Below are 15,929 nucleotides of genomic sequence, written 5' to 3'. Positions count from 1 at the left end.
CTCAAGGCAATACTGGCAACACCGGCAACACGGGCGCTACCGGTTACACCGGGGCTACCGGACGGACCGGGGCGACTGGCGACACTGGCGCAACCGGATACACCGGCGCGACTGGCGATACGGGCGCAACCGGCAGTACCGGCTCAAAGGGTAATACCGGCAGTCCAGGCACCAGAGGCGTTGCATCAGACGGCACCGTGATCATTGTTCCGCGTTGAAGTCAGCTGAACTGGTTAAGGAATGGGTTCAGGAATCCCGACGCCCGCACCAGGTAACACCGGCGCCGAGAAAAAGGCAGTGGGCGTCCGACTGGCATGCGCCCACTGCATCCGGGCAAGGCATCATGGAAATCGATGGCAGCAACCTATGGCTTCGATTTTGGAAGATCGCGAGGCCTTACTGGTACTCGCAGGAAAAATGGAAGGCCAGAAGTTTCCTCGTTCTGTTGATCTTGCTGTTGTTTGCCCAGACCATGGTCAATGTCCTGTTCAACAACCAGACCGGGGAGTTCACATCGGCACTCGCGGCAAAGGATACCGTCAGGTTCTGGCACGCCATCGCAATGTGCTTCACGGTCATGATCGCGGCTGTGCCTGTCTACGCTTTCTACTATTACGTCAGAGACAAGCTTGGCGTTCACTGGCGTCGCTGGTTAACGAACCAATATCTCGACAGATACTTCGAAAACCACACTTACTACAAGCTCAACTATGATCCGGCAGTTGACAATCCGGATCAGAGAATCGCTGAGGATATCAACACCTTCACGCGCCAGTCTCTGTACTTTTCACTGCTCATCCTTGGCGCACTGTTGCAGCTCTTGCTCTTCAGCGGCGTCCTGTGGTCGATTTCCCGCGAGCTGGTCTACTTCCTGGCCCTCTACGCAGTAGCCGGGACGCTGATTTCAGCGCTCGTATTCGGAAAGGTGTTGATCGGACTGAACTTCTACCAGCTACGCAGAGAGGCAGACTTCCGCTTCAGCCTGATCCGGATCCGCGAGAATGCAGAATCGATTACCTTCCATCGTGGCGAGGCGCATGAGTCCTCGCACGTGAGAGGACGATTCGATCATGTGTTCACCAACTTCAACAAGCTGATCAGATGGCAATTCAACCTTAACCTGTTTCAGTATGGTTACGGATTTCTGACCATCATGTTGCCAAGCGCCATTGTCGCGTCACGTGTCATTTCCGGAGAACTTGAAGTCGGGCGAGCAATCCAGGCCGCGGGTGCATTTGCAGCGATCCTGACTGCGCTGGCCGTCATCGTCGACAACTTCGAAAGCCTCAGCCGGTTTATCGCCGGGATGGACCGGCTGAACACATTCTCGAGCTCCCTCGATGAGCCGCCGGAAGAGCTTCGCCCAGCAGGAGGCAGAATCGAGGCGCAACGAGACGTCCACCTTGCACTGGAGCACGTCACCCTGCAGACGCCAAACCGCCAAAGGACGCTCATCAAGGATCTCACCGTATCAATCCGCCCCGGCGAGGGACTGCTGATCGTGGGCGCGAGCGGAGGTGGAAAAAGCTCGCTGATGCGCGCGATGGCAGGCCTGTGGAATTGCGGAACCGGACGCATAGTGCGGCCGGAAGCTGAGCAGATACTGTTCTTGCCGCAGCATCCCTATATGGTGCTGGGGAGCCTGCGCAGCCAGTTGCTGTACCCTAACCACAAGGATCGGAAGGTTGCAGACGATGAACTCTTGCAATTGCTCGAGATGGTCAATCTGTCTGATATCGCGAGAAGGTTTGGCGGACTCGATTCGGATCTGGACTGGAGCAAGGTGCTCTCCGTCGGGGAGCAACAGCGCCTTACCTTTGCCCGTGTGCTGTTCGCCAGACCGCGCTACGCCATGCTGGATGAAGCCACGAGCGCGCTGGACATCAGCAACGAAGAGCGCCTCTACCTGCAGTTGTCGACCGCTTCGACAACGCTCGTGAGCGTCAGCCACCGCCCCACCCTGCTCAAGTATCACAAGCAGGTGCTGGAACTGAAAGGAGACGGGGATTGGGCGCTGCATACTTCGCGGGATTACCGCTTTTGCTGGTAGAGGCGCGTAGTACCCGAGTACCGGCCTCTTTGCCAGCATCACAGCATCACGTAAAGTCGGCTCACACGCCCTGCCGAGGGATTAGTAGCGGCTTTCGCGCCGCCAACCGTCATCACGGCCAGCCTCATGATGGCCGCCATCACCACTCCAGTAGCCGCGTTCCCCCCCCGGGGGCGGCCCCCAGTAGCAACTCGCCAGGGTTGCGGACAGTACAGCAAGGCAAATACAGAGAAAGGCACGCATCTTGGTCTCCTTCTGAAACCACGATGCGGCACGACCCTTCGCTGCCGCGGCGCAAGATTGAAAGTGGCGCGGTCTCACTGCGATTCAGAACACAGGCAATATTCCAGGGCCCATACGCCCATATGCAGTGGTTATCGAAGGTCGCGCAGCCGAAATTTCCGGCATTGACCATGGTCCTGCGCAATGCCGGCAGCGTCTGTACGCTACCGGCCCATGTACCACATGAAACGCGATCGCTGTGTCACGGCCACCTCCTTTGCATCGCCATGCGCGGCTAGCGTGGAGACGATGGGTTGCTGGAACTTGACATCCGAATCCACGGCCTCACCGCGTGCTTCTCTGGCGATGATTTCCCTTACGATGTTCTTTGCCCGCGCGACGCGGACCTGCATCTGCGCCTGGTTCATGATGTTGCTCCTTGAGGAGGACCTGACATGCCTCTGCCAGCCTCTACGAAAGACTAGTCGCGGCATCTCCTCCTGTCGGTACGACGACGGACAGTCCGGAACAGCCTTCATCGCGCTTGCCAGCCGGCGCCAGCACCTGAGCGCAGCGAGACAGTGATTCAACGAAATATTCTGCGGACTGTACGCCTCCGGACCGCATGATTTCCCGGAACAGGTTACAGACAGCGAAACAGGAACATCCTTCGGACAGCTTGCGGCAGCAGCGCTCGGCGCGGGGAAGCCTCCGAGGCATGCCGCTTCGTTGGTTCCGGGCCCTGATGGGGGTAGAACCGGCCATGACAACTGCCAAAGTCGCCAGGACGATGACAGAAATCGAGATGCTGCACGCGTTGCAGAGGGATTCGTTTGCATATTTCGTGAACGAGGCGAACCCGCGAAATGGCATGGTGTTCGACAAGACGTGCCTGGAGTGGCCAGCCAGCATTGCGGCTATCGGCATGGCGCTTACGGTCTACCCAATCGGCGTCGAACACCATTTCATGTCGCGCAACCACGCCATGCAGCGCACGCTGGCAACGCTGCACTTCCTGGCCCGCTGCGAGCAGAGCACCGCGCCCAATGCCAGCGGTTACAAGGGCTTTTACTATCATTTTCTGAGCATGACGTCCGGCCGCCGGGCGTGGCTGTGCGAGTTGTCAAGCGTGGACACCGCCATCCTGATGGCGGGCATCCTGACAGCGGCCGCGTTCTTCCAGGAGGAGACCGCAGGCGAGGCCGAGATCAGGCGATTGGCCGACATGCTTTACAAACGGGTGGACTGGCACTGGATGCTCGGGGCCAAACCGCTCCTGTGCCATGGCTGGACGCCCGAACACGGATTCCTGAAATGGCACTGGGAAGGCTATGACGAGGCGCTGATCCTGTACCTCCTCGCGCTTGGTTCGCCGACGTTTCCCATTCCCGCGCAAAGCTATCTGGCGTGGGTCGCAAGCTATTGCTGGAAGACGGTCTACGGCATCGAATACCTGTATGCCGGCCCTTTGTTCACCCACCAGCTATCCCACGCATGGGTGGACTTTCGCGGCATCCGCGATGCATTCATGCTGCGGCATCAATGCGACTACTTCGAGAACAGCCGCCGCGCGACCCTGGTGCAGCAGCAGTACGCGATCCGCAATCCGCTGGATTTCGAACAATACGGCGAGTTCTGCTGGGGCACGACCGCCAGCGACGGCCCCGGCGCAGTGACCCGGACGATCAACGGCGTGCCGCGCACGTTCTTCGACTACATTGCGCGCGGCGTTCCCTACGGCCCCGATGACGGCACCCTCGCGCCGTGGGCCGTGGTGGCATCCCTGCCCTTTGCCCCCGACATTGTGTTGCCGACCATCGCGCACTTCAGCCGGCTCCGGCTCTGTGAAACCAATCCCTACGGCTTCAAGGCGTCGTTCAATCCGACTTACCCATGCGAGCCAGCTAGAGCGGCGGGATGGGTGTCGCAATATCACTTCGGAATCAATGAAGGTCCGACGGTCATCATGATCGAGAACTATCTGAGCGGCAGAATCTGGGCACTCATGCGGGAATGTCCATATATCAAGGCCGGCCTGCTTCGCGCTGACTTCAGCGGAGGATGGCTGGACTGATCGCCGGGTCCGCGCATCCCGGACCTTTCCAACAGATTTCGCACGGCCCTTCTGCAACGGTACGTTAGCGGACCGAAACGTTTCGTTCATTGCAGTAGCTTGCTTGTTACATGCTGTCTGCTCGCGCGCCCCGGGCCAAGCAACGAGGCGCATCACCATGGCCAACCAGGTAGATGACGGATCTCCATATTCCGAAGCTCTCGCGCCGACCGCACCAGGTCCGCTAACGGCGTGCCGCAGTCTTGACGAGCCGGACACGCCGACCCCTGCCGTGCAACTGTTGTCCAACGGCACATATCACGTGATGATCAGCAGCGCAGGCGGCGGCTACAGCCGCTGGAATGGCTTCGCGCTGACCCGCTGGCGTGACGATCCGACCTGCGACAACCGAGGGAGCTTCTGCTACGTGCGCGACTTGGCGAGCGGGCACTTTTGGTCCTGCACCTACCAGCCCACCGCGGGACGGGCGGACACCTGGAAAGTCAGCTTCCCAGAGGGCCGCGCGATCTTCCACCGCCGCGACGGCGACATCGAGACAACCACCGAGATCGCCGTCTCGGCGCAGTACGACATGGAAGTACGCCGGATTCACGTCACCAACCACAGTGCTCTGCGCAGGGAACTTGACCTGACGAGCTACGCCGAAATCGCGCTGGCCGCATCGGCGGAAGACGCAGATCATCCGGCCTTCAACAAGCTGTTCATCGAAACGGAAATCGACACCGGTCATCAGGCGATCCTGTGTACCCGGCGGCAACGCACGCCGCGGGAGCCGACGCCGTGGATGTTCCACCTGCTCACCGCCGCAGCGAGCCTGACGAACCCGCACCACCTCAGCTACGAAACCGATCGCGCGCGCTTCATCGGGCGCACCCGCGACGCCGCGGATCCTTGTGCGATGCATGGGAACGCGCCGTTATCGGGCTGCGCCGGCTCCGTGCTCGACCCGGTCGCCGCAATACGTTGCCCGATCGCCCCGGGTCCGGGGGAGACCGTCATTGTCGATCTGGTCAGCGGTGTCGCGGCAACCCGCCAGGCATGCATGGCGCTGCTCGCAAGATGCCAGGAGCTGCAGTTCCGCGACGCGGCCCTCGCCACAGCCCCTGCCTATAGCCGCGATGTCCTGAACCGGCTCCATGCCAGCGAAGCCGACGCCCGTTTCTACTTGCGCCTGGCCGCTTCGGTGATCTATGGCGATGGCTCGCTGCGCGCCGCGCCGGACATCCTCGCCAGCAACCGCCTGGGCCAGTCCGACCTATGGGGCAATGCCATCTCTGGCGACCTGCCGGTCGTCCTGCTGCGGCTGACTGAGCCGCAGAACCTCGCGCAGGCAAGCCGGCTTGTCGCCGCGCATGGCTACTGGCGGCTTCACGGGCTGGCGACCGACCTCGTTATCGTCGGCGAGGAGTGTGATGGCCGTGGGCCTTTGCTGAAGGAGCGAATCGCGGCCATTGCCGGCGCCCACGGTGGCCCCGACGCCATCGGCCAGCCCGCCGGCATCTACGTGTTGCCAGCTGGTTCGATCGACGACGCACACATGATCCTGCTCCAAACGGCCGCCCGTGTCGTGATCGATAATAGCGACGACGCCAGAGCCTCGCAGATCGAGTCCCCCGTCCCGGCGCGCGATGCGACACCGGAGGAAGAATCGGGCCGTGAAACCAGCGCCGCCGCCGGCGCGCGTAACGGGCCGACACGACAACGCCCGCGCTACTGCGACGGACGCCTGTTCGCCAACGGGCTGGGTGGCTTTACGCGCAACGGACGCGAGTATGCGATCACGGTGGACACCGCGAGCCCCACGCCCATGCCATGGATCAATGTGCTGGCGAACCCGACGTTTGGCAGCGTGGTTTCGGAGAGCGGCAGTGCCACCACTTGGTGCGAGAATGCCCAGGAATTCCGCCTCACGCCATGGTCGAACGACCCGGTAGGCGACGCGAACACCGAGGCCTATTACCTGCGCGACGAGGAAAACGGCCGCTTCTGGTCTGCCACGCTGCTGCCATGCGGCGGGCAAACGCCATATGAAACTCGGCACGGCATGGGCTACTGCGTCTTCAGCCACAGCGAGCACGGCATCGAATCCGAACTGTGTGTCTTCGTTGCGCATGACGAGCCGGTCAAGTTTGCCTGCCTGACGGTGCGCAATCGTTCGGGGCGGGCACGCCGCCTCTCCGTCACCGGCTACCTGGAATGGGTGCTCGGCGATCTGCGCGAGAAAACACGCATGCACGTCGTCACCAGCCTGGCACCCGGCAGTGGAGTACTGCTGGCCCGCAATACCTACAACACGGACTTTGCCGGACGCACTGCCTTTTTCGATGCCGACGGCATCGAAGAACGGTCCTTCTGCAGCGACCGCAAGGCTTTTCTTGGCCGCAACGGATCGCTGCGACATCCCGCGGCGATGTCCGAGCCGACGCTCTCTGGTGCAGTGGGTGCAGGGCTCGACCCTTGCGCCGCGATCCGCATCGGCTTCGGGCTGGCCCACGGGCAGGCTCACCAGGTTGTCTTCCGTCTTGGTGCCGGGCACGATCAGGGCGATGCCCTTGCCCTGATCGCGCGCCTGCGCGGCGCCCCGCAAGCGCGCCGCGCACTCGCCGCGACCAGGCGCCACTGGCGGCATAACCTGGGCGCCGTACAAGTCCGGACCCCGGATCGGGCGCTCAATGTGCTCGCCAACGGCTGGCTGATGTACCAGGTGCTGGCCAGCCGGCTATGGGGGCGTACCGCCTTCTATCAGTCAAGCGGTGCCTTTGGCTTCCGGGACCAGTTGCAGGACGTGATGGCCCTGGTCCACACCCGGCCGGACCTGCTGCGCGAACACCTGTTGCGCAGCGCCGCACGCCAGTTCCGCGAAGGCGATGTCCAGCACTGGTGGCACCCCCCGACGGGGCGCGGACTACGCACACGCTGCTCGGACGACTACCTGTGGCTGCCGTTGGCGACCTGTCGCTACGTGGAGGCTACCGGAGACACCAGCGCGCTTGACGAGTCCGTTTCATTTCTCGAAGGCAGCGCTCTGAAGGACGGTCAGGATTCCAGCTACGAGCTGCCACGAGTAGCAGCGGAAGCGGGCAGCCTGTACCAGCACTGCGTGCGGTCCGTCGAGCACGGCCTGCGCTTCGGCGCGCACGGCCTGCCCCTGATGGGCTCCGGGGACTGGAACGATGGCATGAACCTGGTTGGCGCGGGCGGCAAGGGCGAGAGCGTCTGGCTGGGCTTTTTCCTTTGCGCGGTGCTGACACGCTTCAGCAAGCTCGCACTGGTGCACGATGACTCCGCGTTCTCCCGCCGCTGTCTTGACGAATCCGCCCGCCTGAGCGCCGCCATCGAGCGTTGCGCGTGGGACGGCGACTGGTATCGGCGAGCCTGGTTCGACGACGGCTCGCCGCTGGGTTCGGCCGAAAACACGGAATGCCGCATCGATTCGATCCCGCAGAGCTGGGCAGTGCTGTCCGGCGCCGCCGACCCACAGCGCGCGCGCCGGGCAATGGATGCCGTCGACCGGCATCTGGTACGGCGCGATGCCGCGCTGATCGAACTGCTTGCCCCCGCCTTCGAACGCTTCGCGCCCAATCCGGGCTACATCCAGGGCTACCCGCGCTGTGTTCGCGAGAACGGCGGGCAGTACACGCACGCGGCGGTCTGGGTTGCGATGGCATTCGCCGCACTGGGCGATGCCGGGCGGGCCTGGCAGCTTTGCGAAATGCTCAATCCGATCCGGCACGCCGCGTCGGCCGGCGCCATCGCCGTTTATCGGACAGAGCCCTACGTGATGGCATCGGACGTCTACGCCTGCGCGCCGCACGATGGGCGCGGCGGCTGGACGTGGTACACGGGCGCGGCCGGCTGGATGTACCAGTTCATCGTGGAATCGCTTCTGGGCCTGCGACTCGTGTCCGGCCGCCTGCATGTGACGCCATGCGTACCAGCTACATGGACTTCGTTTGAAGTGGACTACCGCTTTGGCGAGACGCCTTATCGCATCACCGTCCTGCCGAACAGCACCGACGGCGGCCCGGAACTGACCATTGACGGTACCGAACGGCAGGAACCGGCAATTCCTCTGGTGGACGACGGCAAGCCGCATGTGGCAGTGGTCCGTATTCCGCGTGACGGCGGCCGCAACCAGCCTTTGAACCAGGGAGAGCCAAGATGCAGCTCGGCATGATTGGACTGGGGCGCATGGGCGCCAGCATGGCGCAGCGTCTGGCGGAACACGGCCACGCATGCGTGGTGTATGACCTGCGGGCGGAGGCGATCGAGGCTGCCGTGCGTCCCGGCATCGTCGGCGCTTCGTCCCTGGAGGCGCTGGTGGCCGCGCTGCAGAAGCCCCGCGCGATCTGGCTGATGGTGCCCGCCGGTGTCGTCGATGACGACCTCGCGCTGCTGGCCCCGCTGCTTGAGCCCGGCGACATCCTTATCGACGGCGGCAATTCCTGCTACCGCGACGACATCCGCCGTGGCGCCGAGCTGACCGCGCGGCAAATCCACTACGTGGACGTCGGCACCAGCGGCGGTGTGGCCGGATTCCGGCGCGGCTACTGCCTGATGATCGGCGGCGAGAAAGAGGTGGTGCGCCATCTCGACCCGATCTTCGCCGCGCTGGCCCCGGGCGCGGATGCGGCGCCCCCAACTGCCAGCCGGCAGACGCCGGACAGCACCGCGGGACAGGGCTACCTGCATTGCGGCCAGCATGGCGCCGGACACTTCGTCAAGATGGTCCACAACGGCATCGAGTACGGCATCATGGGCGCCTATGCGGAAGGGCTGAACATCCTGCACAACGCCGACATCGGCAAGCGCGCAAGCAGCACGGATGCCGAAACCACGCCAATACGCAACCCGGCCGACTATCAGTACGAACTGGATCTTCCGGAGATCGCCGAACTCTGGCGCCGCGGCAGCGTGATCAGTTCCTGGTTGCTCGATCTCATCGCCACAGCCCTGCAGGCAGCCCCGGACCTCGCGGGGTTCAACGGCAGCGTGGCGGACTCGGGCGAAGGCCGATGGACGATTGCCGCCGCGCTGGACGAGGCCGTGCCGGTGCCGATCCTGAGCGCAGCGGTGTTCGAACGCTTCAGTTCGCGCGGGGACGCGGACTTTGCCAACAAGCTGCTGTCTGCCATGCGCTACGGCTTTGGCGGCCATGTCGAGAAAGCGGCCAAAGCGGGGGGCGAATGATGCTGACTTCCCTCCGTTCCGACGCCTTCGTCTTCTTCGGCGCCACCGGCGACCTGGCCTACAGGCAGATCTTCCCCGCGCTGCAGTCCATGACCCGGGACGGGCATCTCGACCTTCCCGTCATCGGCGTGGCGCGCTCCGGCTGGAGCGTGGACCAGTTCCGCGCGCGCGCGCGCGACAGCCTGGCGCAACACGGCACCGTGGATGCTGCCACCTTCGAGCGGTTGGCAGCGCGGCTGCGCTACATCAGCGGCGATTACCACGACGGCAGCACCTATGAACAATTGCGCCGGGCCCTGGGCGATGCCAGCCGGCCGCTGCACTACCTCGCCATCCCGCCGGGCATGTTCGAGCCCGTTACGCGTGGCCTGGCCGCATCGTCCTGCGCGGAAGGCGCGCGGGTCATCGTCGAGAAGCCCTTCGGGCGCGACCTGGCTTCGGCACAGATGCTCGACCGCACGCTGCTCGCTCGCCTTGCCGAAGACGCGATCTTCCGCATCGATCACTATCTCGGCAAGGAAGCGGTCGAGAACCTGCTCTATTTCCGCTTTGCCAACAGCTTTCTCGAGCCCGTCTGGCATCGTGACCATGTCGCCAATGTGCAGATCACCATGGCGGAGGCATTCGGCGTGCAGGGACGCGGCGCCTTCTACGACGAGGTGGGCACGATACGCGACGTCGTGCAAAACCACCTCTTGCAGGTGTTGGCGCTGCTCACCATGGAGCCGCCGCTGGATGGCGGCCCCGATGCCATTCGCGACGAGAAGCTGCGCGCACTGAGCGCCATGCGCCCTGTCGCACCGGGCGAAGCCGTGCGCGGCCAGTTCCGCGGCAATCGCGAGGTGCCCGGCGTCAGGGCCGATTCGCAGGTAGAAACGTTTGCGGCGTTGCGCCTGCACGTGGACAACGCGCGGTGGAGCGGAGTTCCCTTCTATATCCGCGCAGGCAAGTGCCTGCCGGTCACCTGCACCGAGGTGACGGTCGAGCTCAGGCCGCCCTCGCCTGCCGTCTTCGACGTCCCCCGTGCCGGCCAGTCGAGCTACTTCCGCTTCCGCCTCAGCCCCGATGTGGCGATCACCATCGGCGCGCGCACCAAGGTTCCCGGCGAGCGGATGACTGGCACGGCAACGGCACTGGTCGCACGCTGCCACGCCGGCGGCGGAATGACACCTTACGAACGCCTGCTTGGCGACGCGTTGCGCGGCGACGCGGCCTTGTTCACGCGCGGCGACATGATCGAGGCGGCCTGGCGTGTGGTGGACCCGATCCTCAACGACGCCGTGCCGCTCACCCCCTACGAACCGGCCACCTGGGGACCGCCGTCAGCCAGCCATCTCCTGGCTCACGGCGACCAGTGGCACAACCCCACCGCGCAGGAGGTGCTGCCATGACGAACGAGGCCAAACCGGTTTTCCTGCTGGACTGCGACAACACGCTGTTCGACAACGACCGGCTGCAAGCCGATCTGGAGGCGGAACTCGACCACGTCTTGGGCATCGCGGGCCGCATTCGCTACTGGCAGATCTTTGAGTCCCTGCGCACCGAGCTTGGCTATGCCGACTACCTCGGCGCGGTGCAGCGCCTGCGCTTCGAGGTCGCCAACGATATGGGCGTGCTTCAGTTGTCCGCGTTCCTGCTCGACTACCCGTTTGCGGCCCGGCTGTATCCGGCAGCCATGGATGTCATCGAGTATCTGGGTGCATGGGGCAACACGGTCCTGCTCACCGACGGCGACGTGGTGCTCCAGCCACACAAGCTCAAACGCTCCGGCCTGTGGCAGGCGGTGGGCGGGCGGGTCCTGGTTTATGTGCACAAGGAGACGAAGCTGCACGACATCGAGCAACGCCATCCGGCGCAGCATTACGTGCTGGTTGACGACAAGCCACGCATCTTGGCGACCATGAAGCGTGAATGGCGGGACCGCGTCGTCACTGTCTTCCCACGCCAGGGCCACTATGCCAACGACCGGCATGCGCTGGACGCCCGGAATGCCACACCTGCACCTGACCTGACGATCGAGCGCATTGGCGACCTGCTGCACTACGGCTTGCCGGCGCTGCGGGACGCCGCACGGGCGGCCGATGCCAGAGCCGCGTCTGCACAGGGCAAATCCTGCGGAGTTCACCGTCATGCATGAGCAGGTATCCTCATTTCCGAAACTATCCACGCTGCCGGCATGGCAAGCCCTGGCGGTGCATCACAAGCAAGTGGAAAACCTGCATCTGCGGCAGATCTTTGCCGACGATCCGAGCCGTGGCGAGCGCATGGTTGCCGAAGGCGCCGGGCTCTACCTCGACTACTCGAAGAACCGCGCCACCGTTGAAACCATGCGCCTGTTGCTGCAACTCGCCGCCCAATGCGGGCTGCCCGGGCAGATCGAAGCCATGTTCGGCGGCAAGCGGATCAATACCAGCGAGCGCAGGGCCGTGCTCCACGTTGCGCTGCGCGCGCCGGCAAGCGAGCGGATCGAGACCGGCGGCGAGAACGTGGTGCCCGCCGTGCACGAAGTGCTCGCGCATATGGCGGCCTTCTCCGAGAGCGTGCGGAACGGCAATTGGCGCGGCCACACCGGGCTTGCCATCCGCAATGTCATTAGCATCGGCATCGGCGGCTCCGACCTGGGTCCCGTCATGGCATTCGAGGCGCTGCGGCACTACAGCCGGCGCGACATGACCTTCCGCTTTGTCTCCAACATCGACGGCACCGATTTTGCCGAGGCCACGCACGACCTCGACCCCGCGCAAACGCTGTTCATCATCTGTTCCAAGACGTTCACCACGCTCGAAACGCTGGCAAATGCCAGATCCGCCCGCAGTTGGTGCCTGAATGCGCTGCGCGATGAGCTGGCGGTGCAGCGGCATTTCGTGGCCGTCTCGACCAATGCCGCGGGTGTAGCGGAGTTCGGCATCAATACGGCAAACATGTTCGGCTTCTGGGACTGGGACGGCGGGCGCTACTCGATGGAGTCCGCCATTGGCCTGTCAACCATGGTCGCTGTCGGTGCGCGGAATTTTCGCGCGATGCTCTCCGGCTTCCACGCCATGGACCAGCATTTCCGCTACACACCATTCGAGCTGAACCTGCCGGTGCTGATGGGCATCCTGGCGGTCTGGAACGCGGACTTCCTTGGTGCGCAGGCGGTGGCAGTGTTGCCCTACGAGCAGTACCTCAAGCGCCTGCCTGCCTATCTGCAGCAACTGACCATGGAGAGCAATGGCAAGCATGTCACGCAGGACGGCACGCCGGTCGATGCGCCAACGGGCCCGATCTACTGGGGCGAACCGGGAACCAACGGGCAGCACTCGTTCTACCAGTTCCTCCACCAGGGCTGCCATGTGGTGCCCTGCGACTTCATTGGCTTCTGCCAGCCGCTGAACCCGATTGGCCGCCACCATGACATGTTGCTGGCCAACCTCTTCGCGCAGGCAGAGGCGCTGGCGTTTGGGCGGAGCGCGGAACAGCTCCGCGCCGCGGGCACGCCGGCCTGGCTGGTGCCGCATCGCGTCTGCGAGGGCAACCGGCCGACCAATGTCATTCTGGCCAGGCGGCTGACACCAGAGGTCCTCGGCGCGCTGATCGCACTGTATGAACACAGCGTCTTCACGCAAGGCGTGATCTGGAGCATCGACTCATTCGATCAGTGGGGGGTGGAGCTCGGCAAACTGCTTGCGCAGCGCATCCTGCCGGAACTCGACCACGGCAAGAACCCTACGCTGACGCACGACAGCTCCACCAACGCCCTGATTCGCCGCTATCGCCGACTCCGGGAGAATAGATCATGAAACTAGGCTATGACACACCGCTCTACCTGCTGCCTTTCGACCATCGCCAGTCTTATGTGAGCGGCATGTTCGGATTCCGGCCGCCGCTGACACCCGAGCAGCGCGACACCATCATCGACAGCAAGCGGCTCATCTACGAAGGCTTCGGGGAAGCGATCGACAACGGTGTGCCCGCATCCCGGGCTGGCATTCTCGTCGACGAAGAATTTGGCGCCGCGGTCCTCCGCGACGCGGTCAGGGATGGCTATATCACTGCGGTATCGGTGGAGAAAAGCGACTCGGACGAGTTTGAATTCGAGTACGGAAGCGAATTTCCCCGGCATATTGAGGCGTTCCGACCCACCTTCGCGAAGGTGCTGGTGCGCTACAACCCCGAAGGCAACGCTGCGCTCAACAGGCGGCAGACCGCGCGTCTGAGGCAACTGACTGACTACTGCCGCAAGTCCGCGCAGCGCTTCATGCTCGAGTTGCTGGTGCCGGCCACTACGCAGCAGATGGACGAGGTGCAGGCCGACAAGACAGTCTACGACCTGCAACTCAGGCCGGCACTAATGCGCGGGGCGATCCGTGTCCTGCAGGATGCCGGCATCGAGCCCGACGTCTGGAAGATCGAGGGACTCGATTGCCGCAAGCACTACGAGGAGTTGGTCGACCTGGTCCGGCGCGATGGCCGAGGCCAGGTCGGGTGCATCGTGCTGGGACGGGGCGCCGACGAACACAAGGTCATGAACTGGCTCGAAGCCGCCGCGCCGGTGCCGGGCCTCATCGGCTTTGCAGTGGGACGCACCACTTTCTTGGATGCCGTTGCCGACTTCGGCATGAAGACGATCTCGCGCCAGCAGGCCATTTCACGCATCGCGCGGCAGTATGTCGAGTGGGTGGGAATATTTGAACGCGCCAGCCTGCACGACACCGGCCCCATACGGTGCGATGCTGGCGGCGCCACCCAAGGGGCCATATCGTGAACATCAGCCCTCTTGCGGGAAAGCCGGCCCCGCCGTCGGTCCTGGTAAACATTCCCCAGTTGATGACTGCGTACTACACGGATGTGCCAGACCCGTCCGTCGCCACGCAGCGCGTGACATTCGGCACCTCGGGCCACCGGGGTTCGTCACTGGAGCGCAGCTTCAACGAATGGCATGTGCTCGCCATCACCCAGGCCATCTGCGAGTTCCGCGCCGGGGAAGGCTACGATGGCCCGCTCTTTCTTGGCATCGACACACATGCGCTGTCGAGATCGGCCAGCGCCAGCGCGCTCGAGGTCTTGGCGGGCAATGGCGTGGACGTGATGTTCGCAGAACATGACGAGTACACACCCACGCCGGCGGTCTCGCTCGCCATCCTTACGCACAACCGCGGCCGCACCACCCGCCTGGCCGACGGCATTGTCGTCACACCGTCACACAACCCGCCCGACAACGGTGGTTTCAAATACAACCCGCCCAACGGCGGCCCCGCCGATGCCGCCGCCACCAGCTGGATCGAAGCCAGGGCCAACGAGCTGCTGCGGCGGGAGTTGCGGGGCGTCAGGCGGATGCCCTTCGAGCGCGCCATGCGCCTGCCCACGACGCGGCGGTACGACTATCTCGATGCGTACGTCAGTGAAATCGGCAAGGTCATCGACATGGCGGTCATTCGCGCCGCCAACATCCGCCTTGGCGTGGATCCGCTCGGTGGCGCTGGCGTCCACTACTGGGGCGCTATTGGCGAGCGCTATGGCCTGGATCTGACGGTGATTGACGACGAAGTCGACCCGACCTTCCGTTTCATGTCAGTCGACCGGGACGGCCAGATCCGCATGGATCCGTCGTCGCCCTATGCCATGCGGCGCCTCCTCGAACTGAAGAGCCGCTTCGACATCGCCTTCGCCTGCGACACCGACCACGACCGGCATGGCATCGTCACGCAGAGCGTGGGGCTGCTTGCGTCGAACCACTATCTTGCGGTGTCCATCGACTATCTCTTCCGGCACCGGCCGATGTGGCCCGACGCCGCAGGCGTGGGCAAGACCGTGGTCAGCAGCCAGATGATCGATCGCGTCTGTGACAGGCTTGGCCGCAAGGTCTACGAGGTACCGGTCGGCTTCAAATGGTTCTGCGAGGGGCTGCGGAACGCCAGCCTGGCTTTCTGCGGGGAAGAAAGCGCGGGCGCCTCCTTCCTGCGCCTGGGCGGTACCGTGTGGACGACGGACAAGGACGGCCTCGCGCCATGCCTGCTCGCGGCCGAGATGATGGCACGCCTTGACCTCGATCCGGGCGAGATCTATCGCAAGCTCACGCAGGAGTTGGGCGATCCGCTCTCCACCCGCGTCGAGGCGCCCGCCACGCTGGCGCAAAGGACGATTCTGTCTGAACTCTCGCCGGAACAGGTGAAAAGCACGGAACTGGCGGGTGAAAGCATCGAGCGCATCCTGGTACGGGCGCCGGGAAATGATGCGCCCATCGGCGGGCTGAAAGTCATCGCCGAAAGCGGCTGGTTCGCGGCGCGGCCTTCCGGCACCGAGGACCTCTACAAGATCTATGCGGAGAGCTTTCGCGGCGAGGAACATCTGCGCCGCGTGGTGGAAGCGGCCCAGGCCATCGTCGATACCGCACTCAAGGGCTGAGGCCCG

General features: G+C 63.9%; 10 protein-coding genes. 9 read left to right on the top strand and 1 reads right to left on the bottom strand.

Annotated elements, in window-relative coordinates; all coding sequences use genetic code 11:
- The first annotated feature begins 343 nt into the window (after positions 1-343).
- Positions 344-2,050, top strand: coding sequence for an ABC transporter ATP-binding protein/permease (locus CupriaWKF_RS33620; protein WP_140950644.1), 1,707 nt, complete (start codon positions 344-346; stop codon positions 2,048-2,050).
- 446 nt (positions 2,051-2,496) lie between these two features.
- On the opposite strand, the gene CupriaWKF_RS33615 is transcribed toward CupriaWKF_RS33620, so the two are convergent.
- Entirely contained in the window at positions 2,497-2,700 is a 204-nt protein-coding gene (locus tag CupriaWKF_RS33615; protein WP_140950645.1) for a hypothetical protein, read from the bottom strand.
- A gap of 251 nt (positions 2,701-2,951) precedes the next feature.
- Here CupriaWKF_RS33615 and CupriaWKF_RS33610 point away from each other — a divergent pair, with 251 nt between their 5' ends.
- From CupriaWKF_RS33610 to pgm, 8 genes are all read left to right on the top strand, one after another.
- Complete coding sequence (locus CupriaWKF_RS33610; RefSeq protein WP_346348636.1) at positions 2,952-4,346, top strand: glucoamylase family protein; 1,395 nt, start codon at positions 2,952-2,954, stop codon at positions 4,344-4,346.
- Positions 4,347-4,617: 271 nt separating this feature from the next.
- Positions 4,618-8,523 carry a hypothetical protein gene (locus CupriaWKF_RS33605; RefSeq protein ID WP_276103598.1) on the top strand — a complete coding sequence of 1,302 codons (3,906 nt, stop codon included), beginning with the start codon at positions 4,618-4,620 and terminating at the stop codon, positions 8,521-8,523.
- Entirely contained in the window at positions 8,508-9,536 is a 1,029-nt protein-coding gene (gnd, locus tag CupriaWKF_RS33600) for a phosphogluconate dehydrogenase (NAD(+)-dependent, decarboxylating) (RefSeq protein ID WP_276103597.1), read from the top strand. Before CupriaWKF_RS33605 ends, gnd begins: the two co-directional genes overlap by 16 nt.
- A complete protein-coding gene (zwf, locus tag CupriaWKF_RS33595; protein ID WP_219916606.1) occupies positions 9,533-10,927 on the top strand; it encodes a glucose-6-phosphate dehydrogenase in 1,395 nt (464 codons plus the stop codon). The genes gnd and zwf overlap by 4 nt, the downstream gene beginning before the upstream one ends.
- Complete coding sequence (locus CupriaWKF_RS33590; RefSeq protein ID WP_258234584.1) at positions 10,924-11,673, top strand: HAD family hydrolase; 750 nt, start codon at positions 10,924-10,926, stop codon at positions 11,671-11,673. Before zwf ends, CupriaWKF_RS33590 begins: the two co-directional genes overlap by 4 nt.
- Complete coding sequence (pgi, locus tag CupriaWKF_RS33585) at positions 11,666-13,318, top strand: glucose-6-phosphate isomerase (protein ID WP_140950649.1); 1,653 nt, start codon at positions 11,666-11,668, stop codon at positions 13,316-13,318. Before CupriaWKF_RS33590 ends, pgi begins: the two co-directional genes overlap by 8 nt.
- Positions 13,315-14,283 carry a DUF2090 domain-containing protein gene (locus CupriaWKF_RS33580; protein ID WP_140950650.1) on the top strand — a complete coding sequence of 323 codons (969 nt, stop codon included), beginning with the start codon at positions 13,315-13,317 and terminating at the stop codon, positions 14,281-14,283. Before pgi ends, CupriaWKF_RS33580 begins: the two co-directional genes overlap by 4 nt.
- Positions 14,280-15,923, top strand: coding sequence for a phosphoglucomutase (alpha-D-glucose-1,6-bisphosphate-dependent) (gene pgm, locus CupriaWKF_RS33575; protein WP_140950651.1), 1,644 nt, complete (start codon positions 14,280-14,282; stop codon positions 15,921-15,923). The genes CupriaWKF_RS33580 and pgm overlap by 4 nt, the downstream gene beginning before the upstream one ends.
- Positions 15,924-15,929 lie beyond the last annotated feature (6 nt).

Source organism: Cupriavidus sp. WKF15 (assembly GCF_029278605.1).
Classification (GTDB): Bacteria; Pseudomonadota; Gammaproteobacteria; order Burkholderiales; family Burkholderiaceae; genus Cupriavidus.
The sequence above is the reverse complement of the archived record's forward strand: the minus strand, read 5'-3'. Positions and strand labels throughout refer to the sequence as shown.